The sequence below is a fragment of the Streptococcus parasanguinis genome, from assembly GCF_001073155.1.
GTDB classification, from domain to species: domain Bacteria; phylum Bacillota; class Bacilli; order Lactobacillales; family Streptococcaceae; genus Streptococcus; species Streptococcus parasanguinis_D.
In genome coordinates this window covers 42,552-61,152 of the sequence record NZ_JVEE01000044.1, presented here as the reverse complement: position 1 = coordinate 61,152, position 18,601 = coordinate 42,552, and the positions used below count along the sequence as shown (strand labels likewise).

Sequence of the window (18,601 nt, the reverse complement as noted above, 5' to 3'; positions counted from 1 at the left end):
GACAGAAGAAATAGAAAGGAAACCACGTATAGAACGATGCAATTTATTGCCTTTATTGTTATTTTTGGAGTGATCGTTCTCGTTCACGAGTTTGGTCATTTCTATTTTGCAAAAAAATCGGGCATCCTGGTGCGAGAATTCTCGATCGGGATGGGTCCCAAGATCTTTGCCCATATTGGTCAAGATGGAACAGCTTATACCATTCGCATTCTACCTTTAGGTGGCTATGTTCGTATGGCTGGCTGGGGTGAGGACACAACTGAGATTAAAACCGGAACGCCTGTCAGCTTGACGCTAAATGAGGCTGGTAAGGTCGTCCGGATCAATCTTTCAGGAAAGAATCTGGATCAGACAGCCCTTCCCATGAATGTCACCCAGTTTGACTTTGAAGATAAACTGGAAATTACGGGCTTGGTTCTCGATGAGACCAAGACCTATAGTGTTGATCATGATGCGACCATCGTTGAGGAAGATGGGACAGAAGTGCGGATTGCGCCGAGAGATGTTCAGTATCAGAATGCCAGCATTTGGGGACGATTGATTACCAACTTTGCGGGTCCTATGAACAACTTTATTCTCAGTATTGTCGTCTACTCACTTCTAGCTTTTATGCGTGGTGGTGCGATTGACTACTACAGCAACAATGTTCAGGTGGCACCTGATGGGGCGCTGGCTAAGGTCGGTGTCAAAAGCAATGTTCAGATCCTTCAAGTCAACAACGATACCGTTAGCAACTGGGATGAACTGACAGATGCTGTCGAGAAAGCAACCAAGGACAGCAAGACGGCTCCTGAATTGACCCTGAAAGTCAAAACAGACGGCCAAGAAAAAGAAGTCAAAGTGAAGCCAACCAAGTCAGGGAATCGTTACTATCTGGGTGTGACAAATGGCCTTAAGACAGGATTTGTGGATAAACTCTTGTCTGGTTTTACAGATACCTGGAATACAGCGACACGAATTTTGGGAGCTTTGAAAGATATCATTTTCCACTTTAGTCTCAATAAACTGGGTGGTCCGGTTGCCATCTACAATGCCAGCTCACAAGCTGCTCAATTAGGGATTCCAGCAGTCTTGTCTCTTATGGCTATGCTCTCTATTAATATTGGGATCTTCAATCTAATCCCGATTCCGGCTTTGGATGGCGGGAAAATCTTGATCAATTTGATCGAGGTCGTCCGGAGAAAGCCATTGAAACAAGAAGTAGAAACCTATATGACGCTTGCAGGTGTAGCTGTAATGGTTATTTTGATGATTGCTGTCACCTGGAATGATATTATGAAATTATTTTTGAAATAGAAAAGGATATTGTCCATGAAACAAAGTAAAATGTTGATTCCAACGCTTCGCGAAATGCCAAGCGATGCCCAAGTCATTAGCCATGCTTTGATGTTGCGTGCAGGTTATGTTCGCCAAGTATCAGCTGGTGTTTATTCTTATCTGCCATTAGCCAATCGAGTGATTGAAAAAGCAAAAGGCATCATGCGCCAAGAATTCGAAAAAATTGGAGCAGTAGAAATGCTAGCTCCAGCCCTTTTGAGTGCAGATCTCTGGCGTGAATCTGGTCGTTACGAAACTTACGGGGAAGACCTTTATAAGTTGAAAAACCGTGAAGGCTCTGACTTTATCTTGGGTCCAACTCACGAAGAAACCTTTACCGCTATTGTGCGCGACTCAGTAAAATCTTACAAACAATTGCCGTTGAATCTCTACCAAATTCAACCAAAATACCGCGATGAAAAACGCCCACGGAACGGTCTTCTTCGGACCCGTGAGTTCATCATGAAAGATGGTTACAGCTTCCATGCGAACTACGATAGCTTGGATGTCACTTATGATGAGTACAAAGCAGCTTATGAGCGGATCTTCACCCGCAGTGGCATCGACTACAAAGCCATCATCGGTGATGGTGGTGCCATGGGCGGAAAAGATAGCCAAGAGTTTATGGCTGTTACACCTGCTCGTACAGACTTGGATCGTTGGGTTGTTTTAGACAAATCAGTGGCTTCCTTTGATGAGATCCCAGCAGAAGTCCAAGAAGAAATCAAAGCAGAATTGCTCAAATGGATGGTCTCTGGGGAAGATACCATTGCCTATTCAAGTGAATCAACCTATGCTGCCAACTTGGAAATGGCTACTAACGAATACAAGCCAAGTAACCGTGTTGTGGCGGAAGAAGAAGTGAAGCGCGTGGAAACACCAGGTGTCAAATCGATTGATGAAGTAGCTGCATTCTTGAATGTTCCAGAAGAAGCTACTATCAAGACTTTGGTTTACATCGCAGATGGTGAGCCTGTTGTTGCCCTTCTCGTAGGTAATGATCAGCTCAATGAAGTGAAGTTGAAAAACCACCTCGGTGCAGACTTCTTTGAACCTGCAACCGAAGTGGAAGTAAAAGAATTATTGGGAGCTGATTTTGGCTCTCTCGGTCCAGTTGATCTTCCTGAAAATGTTAAGATTATCGCAGACCGCAAGGTCCAAGACAGCCGTAATGCAGTAGTCGGTGCCAATGAAACAGGCTACCACTTGACTGGTGTCAACCCAGGACGTGACTTTACTGCAGAATACGTCGATATCCGTGAAGTTCGTGAAGGCGAGATCTCACCAGATGGGAAAGGAGTCTTGAACTTTGCGCGTGGAATCGAAATCGGTCACATTTTCAAACTCGGCACACGCTACTCCGCTAGCATGGGAGCAGATGTTTTGGACGAAAACGGTCGTGCGGTTCCAATCATCATGGGCTGCTATGGGATCGGTGTCAGTCGTCTTCTTTCAGCCGTTATGGAGCAACATGCACGCCTCTTTGTCAATAAGACTCCAAAAGGGGAATACCGTTATGCTTGGGGAATTAACTTCCCTAAAGAATTGGCGCCATTTGATGTGCATTTGATTCCAGTCAATGTCAAGGATGAAGCGAGTCTTGCTTTGACCGATCGGATCGAAGAAGCCTTGGTGAATAAAGGCTACGAAGTCTTGGTGGATGACCGAAATGAACGCGCTGGTGTCAAATTCAGCGATAGTGATTTGATTGGACTTCCAATCCGCGTAACAGTTGGTAAGAAAGCAGCTGAAGGCATCGTTGAAGTGAAAATCAAAGCGACAGGAGATACCATCGAAGTTCATGCGGACAATCTCCTTGAAACCCTTTCAATCTTGAACAAATAAGAAAAAGCTTTCTGAGATCTCACCATTGTGGTGACGATACTCAGGAAGCTTTTTTATTTTTCTTCTTTTAGTCCTTGATCTTCGATGTAAGTAAAGAAATCTTGTGGTTTACCATTGAGATATTTCTTGAACTCGGCTGTTTCTTCCTCCCCTTGATCTCCGTAGATGGAAGCAAACTCATCTTTCTTGATTTTTGAGAAGTCAGCATGTAAGACCTTAGCATAGGATTGTTTATCTTTCGAAATTTGAATGCGGAAGCTAAGTCCAGGCTTGCCATTTAAGCTTTTATAGATATCGCTCTGTTCTAATTCTTCTTGGTAGATTTCCTTTAATTCGGAAAGATCCAAGTCTTGCAAATCAGAGGAAATGGGTTCAAAACTAAGAAAAGTAAAAGAGACAATTTCTTCTTTTTTGTAGCCGACTTGAATTTTGTTTTGATGGTGATCGTTAAGTTCTGTGGAGAAAATTTTGGTTCGAACGTTCTCTTCTTTTTCTTTTTTCACTTGGGAAGTTCTTTGGCTAGATGTTGTTGAAGTTTTACCTTTTTCTGCTTGGCCTTGGCTACATGCGGTGAGAGCTAGGAGGCAGACAGAGGTCAATAATATTTTTTTCATAAAAACTCCTTGTAGGTTTTAGTAGTGTTCGATCTTGCATAAAACAAGTTCTATACAGTCTTCATTATACCATAAACCAACCTCAAAGTCATTTATATGAAAAAATATACAATAATAGCGTAAATTATTGTTTAAGACATTTAATATCAACAATATTTATAAAAGTGTCAAGTTAATGTTAAGATACGGAGTGTCTAATTTTGTTCATGAAAATAATACTATGTAAAGACTACTGGGGCAAAGGTTTTAGGAAAAACATTACAATTTCATGACAAAACATTTCGAAACTGTGACAAAGTTACAAAGTTTTATCAGTTAGCCCTTTAAACTTGACTTTCTTGCAATATTTCATTAAGATATTTTTAAGTAAATGATACAAATAGGGAGTAAAAGGTAAAATATACAATTATCTGGAATTTTACTAATTCGTACTAAATGTGTTGTTTATGAAAAATATAAGGGTATCAGCCCAAAAAGGAGAAACATATGACTCAAATTAAATTAACTCCAGAAGAACTACGTCAATCAGCACAACGCTATGCACAAGGTTCTCAAGAAATCGATCAAATCCTTAACACTTTGACACATGAACAACAAGTCATCGACGCAAACTGGGATGGATCTGCATTTGATAGCTTTGAAGCACAATTCAACGAATTGTCTCCAAAAATCAAACAATTCGCTCAATTGTTGGAAGATATCAACGGTCAATTGATCAAAGTTGCTGATATCGTTGAACAAACTGACCAAGATATCGCTGCACAAATCCACTAAGATAGTCTTGGAGGTGATCTTACTTCTTGTAGGTAGATCACCCTTTTGTCTTTTGATATATAGAAAATAGGGGTTAGATTCTTAATTCCTAACCCCTATTTTGTATCTATGAATTAGAAAAAGGAAAAGGTATGGAAGTTAAAAATAAAAAATGGTTAAAATACATCGGTCAGAGTGCGGTTGTGCTCCTTTTGATGGGATCTGTCGTGGGTCTTTATACCACTGTTCAAAAGGACCAAAAGCAAAACGAAGCAAAGACCGTGCAAACGACAGAAAACACCAAGCTCAACATTGCGGTTGTCAATGAAGACAAGGCGGTCAAACTGAATGATAAAGAATATAACCTTGGGGCTAGCTATGTAAAGAATATCGAACGGGATAATTCGCAAAACTGGTCTGTACTCCCTCGTGGAGCTGCTGAGTCAGGGCTTGCAGATGGCAAGTACCAGTTGATGATCGTCATTCCAAGTGACTTCTCAGAGAAGGTCTTGGAAGTGAATGCGGTTAATGCAGAGAAGACCACCGTTACTTATAAGGTCAATGCTGCTGGAAATTCTCAAGTTGAAAATGAGGCAACTAAAGTTGCCAAGGATATTGTTTCAGACTTGAATAGCCAACTGGTCGATATGTATATGGTCAGCATTTTAAGCAATCTTTATACAGCTCAAAAGAACGTAGAGACAAGCAATAAAATCCAATCGACCAACATTGGTTCTTACCGGAGTAACTTGTTGGAATCGGCTTTAGATTCCAAGAATATCTTCCCAGGTCTCTATAGCTTGTCTACCTCATCCGTTGAGTCCAACAATGCTCTGAAGACAGCCCTTGAATCCTATACACAGGCCTTTGATCAATTGAGCCAATCTCAAGATCAGTACGGTCAAAATTTTGATTTGTTGATTAAGCAACGTTCTGCGGATAAGATCAGCCATGAAGAATTCATGAACCAATTGATGGCTATGAATCAGTCTGTTGTCAGTGAAAAAACTCAGGACTTGTACAAGAGGTTGCAACAAAATCAAGAAGCGATTACCAAACAATTGAGTCAGCCGGCGGAGGGTGAAGGAGATCCTTCAGCTACCAAGACTTATGCAAGTTTGACTAAGGATGTGAATGATCGTGTGGCAGACCTCGAAAAAGGGATCAAGGCAGAACGCGACAAATTAGATGATCACGAAAAGAACATCGAGTCTTCTGTAAAAGCGAAGATCCTTGACTACTATGGTCTAAAAGAAGGAGACAAAGTCACTCTTCGTACCTTGCTTGGAAAGACGACTATCAAGACCTTAAGTGAGGCACGTGATAAGGCAGATGCGGACATTCGTAACGCAATTGAAAAACTTCCGTCTTTAGATCCTGCTAGTCTGAATTTGAATAAGTATGGAAATCTCAACGCAGCGATTAATTTTGATAGTGCTTTTGCTGGAACAAAGGCGCATCCAAAAGGGAACGCCGGTGACTTGAAACGATTGGCTACTGAAGTGGATGCCAAATCAACGGCAGTTGCGGATGTCCTTAATGCTAAATCTGGAAAACAGAAGGTTAGCATCCAAGTGCCAGCAGGAGTCAAGGTTGATACTTGGACCTATGATGGACATACTTATGCAGGTAGCGGCGATCAGGAAGTCGAACTGAAAGATGGCAAACAAATTCAAATTCACCTTGTTGAAGATGGAGGAGCCATGCCAAGCGCGATTGATGTTGAAGTCCTTGTCAATGGGGTTTCTTCAACCAGTGTGACGGTATCAGCAGAAGATTTGAAAACAGCTGTCGCTAACTATGCATCGAAAGCTAGTGAAATCGCCTTGGATTATCAACGCGCAGGAGCATTGATCGATGCCTACTATCCAGAAGATGACAACCATGTTCGTCATTCACTCTATGATCCAATCGAAGATATGGATTTGACAAACGCTTTGGTCGACATCGTGAAGGCTGCTGTTTCAAGTAACATGAAGGACTACCGTAAGAGTATTGAAACGGATGAATCTGGGGATGCAACGAAGAGTGTGAAAGCCCAGTTAGATGGTACACTCCAACAGTTGCAAGAGTTGGGACCACAATTGCAGGCCAATCTTCAAGCAATCGAAAACACCAACAAAGATCTGACCCAAAATATCAACGATCAATTGGCGCAGTATGCAGACCTTCAAAAACGCTTAGAAGCTATCTCAGCTGCACAAGAAACAGTGACACAGGCTCAAACCAAGACCGATGCAGATTTGTCAGCTCTTGGTTCTGAATACACGTCATTATTGAGCTCGACAGAAGGCGTCAAGAGCTCGTCTCGTAGCAATGTAGAAGCTGCTAACTCTACCAATGAAATCTTTAGCCAATTGAACAAAGAATTGGAAAAAGCCCAAGGCAATACAGAGAAATTGTCTAGTAATGCGGAAAGTTTGATGGGTGAATTCGACAAGGAATTGTCTGAAAACGGGAACTTCGTCGAAGCCTTCCGTAAAGTCTTCAACAATGCCTATGAAAACGGAGTACCGAATGAAGTCTTGCTCGACTTCTTGTCAAATCCAGTTGCAGAGAAATCTTCTTCTGTGAAAGCGACCATCAATGTCTACCGTCCATTTATCTGGATCTTTATGTTGGAAGTCTTGAGCCTCTTTACAGCTTATCTCTTTGCGACGCAACCAATTATTCGCAAGGTGAAAGACCGTTTCAAATTGAATCGTTTGCAAGAATCGGATCTCTTAACTGTCGGTGTCCTTGTAGGACTTTCCCTTATCCTTGGACTTGTGATCGGAATGATTTCAAGTATCCAACTCTCTGTTGGTCGTGAATATGTTCCTTCGTGGGTGTTACTAGCAGTATTGGCGGGGTTTGTATTGGTACAACTGCAATACCTTCTCTTGAAACACTTCCGTGTGATTGGAATGGGACTGGCCTTCTTCATGTTGATCAGCTATGTCTACCTATCAAGCGCGATCGGAACGACTGCGACCTTGTCGGGCCTTCCAGCATTTGTGAAAAATATTAACCTCCTCTCTATTCTAGAAGGACAGTTTGCGGGTTACTTTGATGGACAAACAGCTGGATTTACCGTCTTCTTTGGATTGTTGGTTTTCTTCGGCCTTTTGACTGTTGCCAACATCTTCCTTCCAAAGAAGTTTACTCAAACAAAGGAAATTGAATCAAGCTTATGAAAAAAATGATGTATCTTCTCTTTGTCTTTAGTCTCTTGCCAGTAGCTGTTGTTTCTGCAGATGATTTTATTGATAATCGTCTGCAGGTCAACAACTCACGTCTTGAGACAGAAGAGGAAAAGACACTTGGTGGCCAATTGGATGCCACTGAGTCTCTTTTCAATGAGAAGGATCAGAAAAAATTAGCAGATGAAAAACGCAAGCAAGAGAAACAATTGACCGATTCAGACGGCCAGTTGTTTTCTGCTATAAAGGGAAAGAAAAAAACAGAGCCTGAAGCGGACCTGTTCCAGCCTGAAAATCAAAAATTATCTAAATTCGAGTCCAATGTGGGGGACAATTCGGCCAGCTTGGCGGATTTTATTCCAGCCTTGCAAATGCTGGCTTGGAGTGCCCTTCTCTTTGGGATTGCTGGCTATATTTCCTATCGAATCTATAGAAAAGAGGCCTAAATGGACCAACATATCAATGTCACCTTCCGTATGAATGGTGCAAGCCATGACCTCCGAATCCCAACGCGGATGGAGGTGCGACGCTTGATTCGGGAATTGGATCAGATCTTTGGATCTGCCATGGAGCCTAGAAGCAAGTATCAGTTGCGCGTGGTAAATAAAGGCATCTTGCTGGATGAAGGCAAGGTGGTACAAGAGTATCCGATCACGAGTGGTGATCTGATCGAAATTGAGGAGTGGTAAGGTGAAAGAAGAACAATTTACACTGGAAGAACAAGTCTTCCGTTTTGAAAAAGAAGAAACGAGCTGGCGGCTGGACCTCAAGCGTTCAGAAGTGGATAGCCAGGATTTACGCAATTTATGGATTTTGGATCTCCATCATCCCTTGTTTTTAGAGCAAAGCATGACAGCGGATCAAGACCAGATTCATCTGACCTATCAGACTGATGCGCTAGGCTTGAGTGCTGAAGAAATCAAGAAATTACCGGTTTCAGACCGTCTGCGTCTAGCTATCAATGTCTTGGATTTGGCGCCAGCCTTGGAGCTTCCGGTGACCTTTGTGGTGCATCCCATCAATTTGTTTGTGACCAAGGATGCGCAAGTCAAGATCGCTTACCGTGGAGTTCCGGGGATGATGGTGCCACGCAGGTGGGATCAAGTGGAATTCTTGCGTCAGGCCAAGTGCTATGCGGTCACTCTTTTTGGGGACTGGGATTTCATGGAGCTCTATCAAGGGACACTTGAATTAGAAGATCTACCTGATTTCTTGGTGGAAATTCGTGATGCTGCGAGCTTAGAAGAGATGAAAGTTCTCTTAGAGAAAGCCTACAAAGAACGCAAGGAAGAGGAAGAAAAGACCTTGACCTTGGTTTCAAGCCGTCAACACCGAATCTTTAAGTTGGCAACAGTGTGGCTTTCAGCTGTAGTGGCCCTCTTACTCTTGCCTTTGATTTATTTGGTCTTTTTCCAAGCACCCTTTAAAGAAAAGTTGCTTCAAGCGGATACAGCCTATCTCAAGGTAGACTACACCGGTGTGATCGATGAGTTGGAGGGAGTGGCTCCAAGCAGTCTTCCAACGACACAGAAATATGAGTTGGCAACGTCTTATTTACAAGGCTTGAATTTCTCAGAGGAGCAAAAGAAGGTCATCCTTAACAACGTCACACTCAAGTCAGATAGCCTCTATCTCCACTACTGGATCTATATCGGCCGTCATGACTTTACCCAAGCGCTGGATACAGCCAAGCGGATCGACGATTCAGACTTGATCATCTATGCCCTTCGTAAAGAAATCAAGGCGACACGTGATAGCGAAAAACTCTCTGGTGAACAGCGCGAGAAGAAACTCTCTGAGTTAGAAGGCGAATACAAGAAATACTGGGATGCCCGCTCTAAACTCTTGGAAGCAGAGACAGATGAAACCAAAGTTTCCACTAGCAGCTCAACAACGGCTTCGTCTACAGAAGGCTCCTCAACAGAAAGCTTGTCTTCTACAACTGCAAGCTCGACTGAGTCTAGTGACCATAAGGAGTAGTCTATGAAAAAACGTATCATACTCTATAAAAAAGGTTTTCGCTATGAGCTAGCGCTAGAAGAGGGAAAAACAGCGACCGTATCGAATCAAGAAACAGCTCAGTTGACCCTGGCTTCGCAAGAAAATCCCCTTCATTTCCAATGGAGTCAAGGGGAAATCTCCTACCAGTATGGTGAAGACAAGGGCGTGCTTGAAAATAGCAAGATCCTTGGGGATGTGGTCTGCTACTTGGCGACAGGTGAAGTCCATACCTATGAACTGCTAGACAAGGAAGAAATCCTCGTAGCAGATGAAAAGGGTGCGGATGTGCGCTTGCACTATCCAGTACGCTTTCTCCTTGTGAAAAAAGAGCAGACTTGGACTTGTCAGCTCTTATCTGGAAAACTCTACCATAACCATAAACTCGTCAGTGAAGCGACTTTTCCACTGGCCTTTGGGGATGAGCTGGCCATTGGAGATGTGACCTTTAAGCTCTATCCAGAAGAATTTGGCGTGGAAGGGGCTGTAGAAGTAAGTCCTTATCTAGTGCCGCGTTTGCATTCACGCTATGACTTCTACAAGGACTATCCAGAGTACCACCGTTCTCCGCGGATCATCTACCGGAGTTCGGAAGACAAGATCTTGATCAATCCTCCGGGAGCGGAGCCTCAAAAGCCATCAGATGAACTCTTGAAGTTGATCATGCCACCCCTCATCATGGTTGGGGTGACTCTCTTGATCACCATTTTCCAACCGCGGGGTCTCTATATCATCGCGACAGTATCCATGTCTGTGGTTAGTGTGATCTTTTCGGTTCAAGGATTCTTCAAGAATCGTAAGAAATACAAAGAAGACAAGAAAGAGCGTGTGGAGCTCTACCATCTCTATCTCAAGGATAAGGCCAAGGACTTGGAACAGCTATCTCGGAAACAACGAGAAGGCATGTTTTACCATTTCCCAGCGATTGAAGACTTGACAAAGATGGTCAAACGCTATGATTCGCGGATCTACGAAAAAACACCCCTTCATTTTGATTTTTTGGCCTATCGCTTGGGCTTGGGCAAGGTTCCAACCAGCTATGAGCTCAAATATGGTCAGGAAGAGCGTAGTGGGAAGAAAGATGCCTTGGAAGAAGAAGGCTACGCTCTTTTCCAAGCTCACCAAAAGATCGACAATCTTCCGATTGTAGCTAGCCTTAATCGGGGACCTGTAGGGTATGTCGGTCCTCGTCCTATCGTGTTAGAGCAGTTGCAACTCCTCGTTGCCCAATTGGCTGTCTTTCACTCTTATCATGATCTGACCATTATTCCGATCATTCCAGAAGAAGAAAAAGAAAGCTGGGATTGGATGCGCTGGTTGCCTCATGCAACTCTGCAAGACATGAATGTCCGTAGCTTCGTCTACAATCAGCGGACACGCGATCAGGTCTTGAACAGTCTCAACCAGATCCTCAAGCTCCGCAAGGCGCAAAAAGAGGAAGAAAAAGCCAATGATACCAAGATCTTCCATCCTCACTATGTGGTCCTCATCACCGATGAGACTTTGATTTTGGACCATGTCATCATGGAGTTCTTCCGTGAGGATCCGACAGAGCTCGGCTGCTCCATCATCTATGTGGCAGACGTGCTCTCATCACTTTCTGAAAATATCCAAACCGTTATCTCTATCAAGGACCGTAACCAAGGGCAATTGCTCTTGCAAGAAGGGGTTCTTCGGGAGCTTGACTTTCAATTGGATCACTTCCCTGAAGGCTATGACAAGGAAGCCATCTCGCGCGGCCTAGCCCCACTGAAACATATCCAACAGCTCAAGAGCTCGATTCCAGACTCGGTGACCTTCCTTGAAATGTACCAAGCGGAAACTTTCAATGACCTCAAGGTCTTGAGTCGTTGGGAGAGCCATGCCCCTTACCAAAGTTTGGCCGTGCCGATCGGTCTGCGCGGGAAGGACGATTTGGTCTACCTCAATCTCCATGAAAAAGCCCATGGACCACACGGCTTGATCGCAGGGACAACCGGTTCCGGTAAGTCTGAAACCATTCAGTCTTATATCCTGAGCCTTGCTGTCAACTTCCATCCACATGATGTGGCTTTCCTCCTCATCGACTACAAGGGTGGGGGAATGGCCAACCTCTTCAAGGATCTGCCTCACTTGCTTGGGACCATCACCAACTTGGATGGTGCCCAGTCTATGCGGGCCCTAGCCTCTATCAATGCGGAGATCCATCGTCGGGAGCGGCTCTTTGGTCAATATGGGGTTAACCATATCAACCAATATCAAAAGAAATTTAAACTGGGTGAAGCGACAGAACCGCTACCTCACCTCTTCTTAATCAGTGATGAGTTCGCCGAACTCAAGGTCAACCAACCTGACTTCATCAAGGAATTGGTCTCTATCGCGCGTGTCGGGCGTTCCCTCGGGGTACACTTGATCCTTGCGACGCAAAAACCTTCTGGGGTCGTGGATGACCAGATCTGGTCCAACTCCCGCTTCAAGCTAGCCCTCAAGGTGGCAGACCGTGGTGACTCTATGGAGATGCTGCGGACGGCAGATGCGGCTGAGATCACCCAAACCGGTCGTGCCTACCTCCAAGTCGGAAATAACGAAGTCTATGAACTCTTCCAAACCGCTTGGTCAGGAGCAGACTATCAGCCTGAGAAAGATCAGCTAGGGATCGAAGACCATACCATCTATTTGATTAATGAACTGGGCCAATACGAAGTCCTCAACCAAGACCTATCCGGTCTGGATATGGCAGAAGAAATCAAGGAAGTGCCAACAGAGCTGGATGTCATCGTGCAGGAAATCAACCACTTGCACCAACAAGAAGGGATCGCAGCTGTGGCCCAACCGTGGTTGCCACCGCTCAAAGAGCGGATCACGCTGGATGAGTTGGACAAGGTCGTGCCGATCGAGGCTTGGCAAAAACGGACAGCTCCAAGCGTCCTAATCGGGGTCGCCGATATCCCGCAAGCGCAAAAGCAAGAAGCTGTCGCTATCGACCTATCAAAAGATGGCAATATCCTCCTTTACGGAAGTCCAAGTACAGGAAAGACCACTTTCCTACAGACTGCCGCAATGGATCTAGCTCGTAAGCAGAGTCCAGAAAACCTGACCATGTACCTGCTGGATTTCGGGACCAACGGTTTAGCACCCTTGACTCAATTGCCGCATGTGGCCGATAGCCTCTTGCTGGATCAGACGGAGAAAATCCAGAAATTCATCCGAATCATCAATCGCGAGTTGGATCGCCGTAAGAAGCTCCTCTCGGAGCATGGTGTCGGCACCATCGCCCTCTACCGTGAAGTGACCGGTAAGCAAGAGCCAACCATGGTCATCCTCATGGATAGTTATGAGTCTATGAAGGACGAGCCTTATGAGACAGACCTCTTCAAGCTCTTCATGCGGATCTCCCGTGAAGGTCTCAGCATCGGTGTGCACTTGATCATCACAGCTAGCCGTCAGAACAACCTACGGGCTCAACTCTATTCAAACTTCAAGCACCAGCTGACCTTGCCACAAAATGATTTCTCTGAAGTCCGCGGTATCGTGGGAGCAACCCCACTGGCGTCTACTATGGAAGACATCAAGGGACGCGCTCTCATGAAGCGTGACGAAGTCGATGTCGTCCAGTTCGCCCTACCAGTCGCAGGGGACAATGATATCCAAATCATCAACAACCTCCGAGACCAAGTCCAAAGTCTTAAAGAGATGTGGACAGGCCGCACACCAGCAGGCATCCCAATGGTGCCAGATGAGTTGACAGAAGCAACCTTCTATGGACGTGAGGATGTAGCAGCCTTGCTGGATGAAGGAAAAGTGCCACTCGGATTGGATCTGGAAACAGTTGAGCCTGTGACATGGGATCTCAAGAAAGGCAACCTTCTCTATCTGACAGACAAAGAAGAGCAGATGACACAATTCGTTAAACAAATTGCTCGCAGCAAGCAAAAGGTAATTGTGTTGGCGCCACAATTTTCTAAACTAAACTTAGAAAGATTTGATAAGAAAGTTATCTGTGAGAATGTAATACAAGATATAGAAAATAGGTTGGAACTACTTGAAAATGAGATAAATAAACGTATCCAAGAAGGATTGACGGAACAAGTAGCTACTATTGTTCTTTATAATGTAACGGAGATCATTGGAAATCTAACACCTATTGCACAGAAGAGACTAGAGTTTATCTTTAAACAAGGTCTATTTGTTGGCTATGCATCAATTGTAATAACGAACCAAAGTATTTCTCGTAATATCGAGGCACCGTTGCGCTTAGCAAAAGGTTTCAAACAAGCCTTGGTAAGCATGAGACTCAATGATCAAACCGTTGTACCTGTTGCAAAGAAACCTCTACGAGAGTCTATATTAGAAAAACAAGTCCATTATTTTATTTGTGAGAGTACATACATTAAGATCAAGGGATTGATGCGCTAAACGCATGATTAAAGACGCAATCACGAGTCAATAGTGAACATTGTAATCGCGGAGTAAAGAAAGATGAAAAAAATAAAAATAATTTTATGGCTACTGATAGGAGGAGTTATACTTATGACAGCATCGTTATTAAATGGATGTAGTTTGGGTGGTGAAACTATTCCCAAAAACAGAACAAAGGAACAGTACGAATTTGAAAAAACGTTTGAACCTATGTTTGAATTTTTGGAAAAAGACAAGAAAGAGTTTAATGGGTTAAAGCTTTACAAAAATAGTATTTATATAGAGAGTGGAAACGTAGTAAAGGATTATAAAGTATTCTTAGATACTAGCCAATCTGACATTAAGGGTGAGTATACAATAAAAATTGGGGATAATGAAGAAACAGTTCCTGTTACTTACTCTAATGGGAGATTACAGTACGAATCGAAGTTAGAACCTTTGTTTGACGAAGAAATTCTTAATTTGGTAGTACAAAGAGATTATTTCGCTTCCTTGAATATAAAAGAAACCTTTAAGAGTGCTGAAACTGAATTGAGCGATATTATCTACCAGCCTGAAAATCATTCTGACCTCTATAAATATCTTAAAAATAAGTACGATATGCCAGAAGATACGACCTGTCGAATAATATTAGATTACTCTAGTGGAACAATCTATGGAATTTCAATACTAATGGAATCTAAGGATGAGGCTGTTCAAATAGATTTAACTATATTTAAACAACGGGAGGATAATCAATGAATGAAATTGAAAAAAGTAATCGTCGAGTTGAAATGTCAGCCGTCTTATCTGATGCTGTATATAAATACGAGATAGCCTATACTGCTGGTCGTAAAAATCCAACAGAGATGGCTGTAGGGGTTTTGGATGATGCTGGCGTGGATAGTAGTAGTTATGAAATCGTAGACTGCATGTACGATAAAGATTCGGGAGTTGCCGCAATTGCTGTATATGATAAGTTTACAGAAGAAACCTATATCTCTTACGCAGGAACTAACTATAAAGCTGACGGTCATAAAGATATTATTGTAGATGCTGCAATTGGTATCAATGATTCGTTATATCTTAAAAAAAAGAACAAACCTGCACTTGATTTTTATGATAGAGTAGAAGCAAAAGGAAACTATATCACAACAACAACGGGACATTCCTATGGAGAATTTCATAGCGGACGAGTAGCATTGGAGAGACAAGTACCCTATAATTTCGGGTATCAGGGGGCTCCTCAGTCAGTAAATGGGAAAACAGCTCAGCAGATGATTAAGGACGGAGATTCTAAATTATTTAATGAAATTCTAGTAAATAAAGATTTTGATCATTTCAAAACCATGGTTGAAGTGAAAACTAATCAAACAGGGCTGAGTATGCCAAGTGATAAAGTGCTTAAGCAATACTGGACCTACTTTTCATCTTTAAAGAATATTTCTCCTGAAATGTTAAAATCCTCGGAAAAAGAAGCTAAGCGGATAGAAGAATTAAGGAAAAATTACAAGGGACAATCAATTACTTTTTCCTCAACTCGTGATGTATTGACTAATTTAGTATGGAATCAAAATAAATTAGAAATTCAATTTGAAGGACAGGCACTAGATGGAGCATTTTTGCAATGGTTGTTAGATGCTAATACTCCAGGAATACTAGATTTTACTGGAATAAGCATGGAAACAAAATATCCAGGGAGAGTTGTTGCAATTGATTTACCAATTTATCATAATATGACAGCATATAGAAAAAATGAAGAAGCTATGCAATATACAAAGCAAATAGTTCTAGAACAATTATTTACTGTTGATATAGAAGGAGATGGTATTCTTGATTTTGCGGTCACTCCTGAAAATACAACTACCAGAGATTTATTACCAAAAAGTGGAGATTCACTACAAGTTAAAATAGATACTACATCTATGACAATTTTGATTACTAATTTAAAAGTATGTTTAAAACAGGCACAAAATTTAGCATCAGTTACTCAACAAACTCTTCAAGCAAATGAAAATGTTCTGAATAATTTGTCGAGTCGCACAAATAATCTTAAGGAGGTGGTCTTCCAACATTTACAATCGATAAGTTTAATTGAAGCTATCCAAAAGATAGACAAGGCTTATAGTCACTATAATAGTATTACAGGAACTTTTGATACACTTAGTAACTATGATTCATACGAGTTTTCAAGAAAATTTGATTGGAGAGGTTCCAGTATATTTTATGATTATTTAGATAGTGCTGGAAATGTATTTAATCATGGAGCAATTACTTCTAAGCTGAATGGCATGAACTCAAATGCTTTAAATATAGAGGCAGATATCAATATGCATAAAATAGCTTCTGAAGGGAAATACGGGAATATATGGCCTCAAGCAAACATGTATACGAAATTTGGAACCAAAGGTGCAGAACTTGTGAATTCATTTGAGGATATGATTGAAAAAAGTACAAATGGATTGGCAAATCGCTCTCATTTTGGTGATGGAATTCCACAAGCTGTTGATGAAATTTTAAAAGTGTTAGCACAAAATATTCAAACAATTATCTCTTGCATTTCATATACTATTTCAGTAGCTGAGCTTATTAAATCAGCTTTAGAAGAAACTGATAGAGGATTGGCCAGAAATATTGACACTTTAAATTTCAGTTCGATTCCAGATGTAAATATTAGTGTTTCACAGGATTATAATGCTTACTTAGAGGAGAGTGGTATATTCGATGATCGTGATGTAATTAGTGCTTTTGACGATCAAATAGATGTTAAATCTGAGGCTTTAGCCAATCAAATGTCTCCAGCATTTAGTGATTATCTTGATAGTGTAAAAGCTGCTGTTGAACATACAAACAAGGTGATGACCACTGCTAAATATGATCTCCAAACAATTGTTAATGAATTTCCAACTAAAATATACTACAAGTTAAAATCTGATGATAAAAATAAGAAAAAACTTTATAGTACTGTAGAGCCACTTATTTCGGTATCAGGTGTAATTCGAACTGCTATTTCAGATATTGATTCTGTAGATTTAGATTTGACCACAGCATCGACAACAATTAATACGGTATTAACTATGTTAGGAGGTTTTAAAACGGTATTTAGAAATGGGATGGAGGATGCTTTTTATGGAGCTGCTCATTTGCAAGGTATTGTTCGTGCTCAAAAAGCAGTTGCGACGGTTATTAAATCGTTACAAATTCGATTTGTTAACTTGAAAGGAGATTTGGAAAGTTTATCTTCAGGTGCCGCATCAGATGCGCTAGGATACAAACTTGGAGATATGACGAATCTGATGGGGAATGTATCTCATGTTATTGATGATTGTTTTGGAAATTGATAATGATTAATATTTTTTAGAGAGAGCCCCTTTGAACTGTACCTCAAAAGTTAGACAGAAAAATCTAACTTTTGAGGTGTTTTTATTATGACATTGATATTGAGAAAAAAGTTCAGAACCTTGAACATAGAAAACAAGAGGCCTTTAATTCTTACAGTACTTTTAACCACTACTGAAAGGAAAAACATCGGATTTGATGGAACTGGGGAAGAAGTTAGTTAAGGAGCATCCGGAAGTTGGCGATCAAGAGGATGTCACTGTATATTATACAGGGAACACTTATACTGTAGAGCAACAAGAATATGCAGTATTTATGTTGGTCAATAAAACGACAACGAATATTGATCGTGATGCAACTTTTAAAATTAGCTGGAGTTATGATGGGCAATCTGTTTACCAAGATCAAGTAGTCCAGTATAGTCTATCGAACAACCCTAAGTTACCAACGCAATCAGCGACCCTCTTGTTGCTTCCTTTGACGAGCGAACAAAGCTCGATCGTAGAGAAGATATCAGATGAAACGAAGATGAGTCTGAGTATCACAGACATTTTGATGAAGTAGGTGATGGGGATGCCTGATATCAGAATACTTCTAGTCATTGCTGTGGCTGTTATTGGATTTCCTTTGTTTGTCGTACTCTTTTTTGGACATTTCTATAGAAGAGAAGTTAGGATTAAAACCCTCTCGTCAAAGAGCGTTGAGGGAGTGGTAGTTGGCTATAAGCGGGCACAAATTGTAGCGGCTTCAATTGTAGAATATAGAGTGGATGGTCAGACCTATCGAAATAGCCTGAAATATTATCGGGTGGTGCGAGTGACCCTTCCTTGGAAAACGAATCAAGCGGCTAGCGACATCGATTTGATGGCGCAAAGGATAACCATTTACACCAATTCTACAGTCTCAAAGGGCAATCTTTTTCAAGATGCTTTTCCACTGGGATCGAGCATGACGGTCTGGTATAATCCAGCCTGTCCAAAAGAATCATACGTTGAACGCTATGGTGGATTAGACGGGCTTTTTAAACGGCAGATGTGGATTGGAATCTGGATGTTAATTTTATTTCCTATTTTGGCAGTTGTGGCCATTGTCATGGGGATGAAGTATAAATGATGGATCAGCTCTAACTGAATAAAAGATGAAGAGAAATCACCGTCCTATAGGTGATTTTTTCGT

The 18,601-nt window shown here is 41.9% G+C and carries 13 protein-coding genes; 12 read left to right on the top strand and 1 reads right to left on the bottom strand.

Annotated elements, in window-relative coordinates; translation table 11 throughout:
• The first annotated feature begins 36 nt into the window (after positions 1–36).
• Complete coding sequence (gene rseP / locus ADH92_RS07965) at positions 37–1,296, top strand: RIP metalloprotease RseP (protein WP_049482393.1); 1,260 nt, start codon at positions 37–39, stop codon at positions 1,294–1,296.
• A gap of 15 nt (positions 1,297–1,311) precedes the next feature.
• On the top strand, positions 1,312–3,162 hold the full coding sequence (locus ADH92_RS07960; protein ID WP_003009975.1) for a proline--tRNA ligase: 1,851 nt from the start codon (positions 1,312–1,314) through the stop codon (positions 3,160–3,162).
• A gap of 53 nt (positions 3,163–3,215) precedes the next feature.
• Here ADH92_RS07960 and ADH92_RS07955 read toward each other — a convergent pair whose 3' ends face one another.
• The gene (locus tag ADH92_RS07955) at positions 3,216–3,776 is read right to left on the bottom strand and encodes a hypothetical protein (protein ID WP_049498059.1); all 561 of its coding nucleotides are present in this window, start codon (positions 3,774–3,776) and stop codon (positions 3,216–3,218) included.
• Between the two features lie 486 nt (positions 3,777–4,262).
• Here ADH92_RS07955 and ADH92_RS07950 point away from each other — a divergent pair, with 486 nt between their 5' ends.
• The 10 genes from ADH92_RS07950 (at position 4,263) to ADH92_RS07905 (ending at position 18,538) form a co-directional block, all read left to right on the top strand.
• Positions 4,263–4,550 (top strand): WXG100 family type VII secretion target, encoded by a 288-nt coding sequence (locus tag ADH92_RS07950; RefSeq protein ID WP_049498058.1) that lies wholly within the window; start codon positions 4,263–4,265, stop codon positions 4,548–4,550.
• A gap of 131 nt (positions 4,551–4,681) precedes the next feature.
• Positions 4,682–7,705: a type VII secretion protein EsaA gene (gene esaA / locus ADH92_RS07945; protein WP_049498057.1), complete on the top strand. Its 3,024-nt coding sequence runs from the start codon at positions 4,682–4,684 to the stop codon at positions 7,703–7,705.
• Complete coding sequence (essA, locus tag ADH92_RS07940; protein ID WP_049498056.1) at positions 7,702–8,157, top strand: type VII secretion protein EssA; 456 nt, start codon at positions 7,702–7,704, stop codon at positions 8,155–8,157. Before esaA ends, essA begins: the two co-directional genes overlap by 4 nt.
• Positions 8,158–8,400 carry an EsaB/YukD family protein gene (locus ADH92_RS07935; RefSeq protein ID WP_003013697.1) on the top strand — a complete coding sequence of 81 codons (243 nt, stop codon included), beginning with the start codon at positions 8,158–8,160 and terminating at the stop codon, positions 8,398–8,400.
• A gap of 1 nt (position 8,401) precedes the next feature.
• Complete coding sequence (essB, locus tag ADH92_RS07930; RefSeq protein WP_049498055.1) at positions 8,402–9,691, top strand: type VII secretion protein EssB; 1,290 nt, start codon at positions 8,402–8,404, stop codon at positions 9,689–9,691.
• Between the two features lie 3 nt (positions 9,692–9,694).
• Entirely contained in the window at positions 9,695–14,104 is a 4,410-nt protein-coding gene (essC, locus tag ADH92_RS07925; RefSeq protein ID WP_049498054.1) for a type VII secretion protein EssC, read from the top strand.
• Between the two features lie 63 nt (positions 14,105–14,167).
• On the top strand, positions 14,168–14,848 hold the full coding sequence (locus ADH92_RS07920) for a hypothetical protein (protein ID WP_049498053.1): 681 nt from the start codon (positions 14,168–14,170) through the stop codon (positions 14,846–14,848).
• Positions 14,845–17,427: an SA1320 family protein gene (locus ADH92_RS07915; protein ID WP_049498052.1), complete on the top strand. Its 2,583-nt coding sequence runs from the start codon at positions 14,845–14,847 to the stop codon at positions 17,425–17,427. Before ADH92_RS07920 ends, ADH92_RS07915 begins: the two co-directional genes overlap by 4 nt.
• A gap of 196 nt (positions 17,428–17,623) precedes the next feature.
• A complete protein-coding gene (locus ADH92_RS07910; RefSeq protein ID WP_239681864.1) occupies positions 17,624–17,989 on the top strand; it encodes a hypothetical protein in 366 nt (121 codons plus the stop codon).
• Between the two features lie 9 nt (positions 17,990–17,998).
• Entirely contained in the window at positions 17,999–18,538 is a 540-nt protein-coding gene (locus ADH92_RS07905; protein WP_049498051.1) for a DUF3592 domain-containing protein, read from the top strand.
• Positions 18,539–18,601: the final 63 nt, after the last annotated feature.

Excerpts from the sequence above, each read along its gene's own strand:
- rseP (WP_049482393.1), top strand. The coding sequence starts at position 37 with ATGCAATTTATTGCCTTTATTGTTATTTTTGGAGTGATCGTTCTCGTT.
- ADH92_RS07960 (WP_003009975.1), top strand. The coding sequence starts at position 1,312 with ATGAAACAAAGTAAAATGTTGATTCCAACGCTTCGCGAAATGCCAAGC.
- ADH92_RS07955 (WP_049498059.1), bottom strand. The coding sequence starts at position 3,776 with ATGAAAAAAATATTATTGACCTCTGTCTGCCTCCTAGCTCTCACCGCA.
- ADH92_RS07950 (WP_049498058.1), top strand. The coding sequence starts at position 4,263 with ATGACTCAAATTAAATTAACTCCAGAAGAACTACGTCAATCAGCACAA.
- esaA (WP_049498057.1), top strand. The coding sequence starts at position 4,682 with ATGGAAGTTAAAAATAAAAAATGGTTAAAATACATCGGTCAGAGTGCG.
- essA (WP_049498056.1), top strand. The coding sequence starts at position 7,702 with ATGAAAAAAATGATGTATCTTCTCTTTGTCTTTAGTCTCTTGCCAGTA.
- ADH92_RS07935 (WP_003013697.1), top strand. The coding sequence starts at position 8,158 with ATGGACCAACATATCAATGTCACCTTCCGTATGAATGGTGCAAGCCAT.
- essC (WP_049498054.1), top strand. The coding sequence starts at position 9,695 with ATGAAAAAACGTATCATACTCTATAAAAAAGGTTTTCGCTATGAGCTA.
- ADH92_RS07920 (WP_049498053.1), top strand. The coding sequence starts at position 14,168 with ATGAAAAAAATAAAAATAATTTTATGGCTACTGATAGGAGGAGTTATA.
- ADH92_RS07915 (WP_049498052.1), top strand. The coding sequence starts at position 14,845 with ATGAATGAAATTGAAAAAAGTAATCGTCGAGTTGAAATGTCAGCCGTC.
- ADH92_RS07910 (WP_239681864.1), top strand. The coding sequence starts at position 17,624 with ATGGAACTGGGGAAGAAGTTAGTTAAGGAGCATCCGGAAGTTGGCGAT.
- ADH92_RS07905 (WP_049498051.1), top strand. The coding sequence starts at position 17,999 with ATGCCTGATATCAGAATACTTCTAGTCATTGCTGTGGCTGTTATTGGA.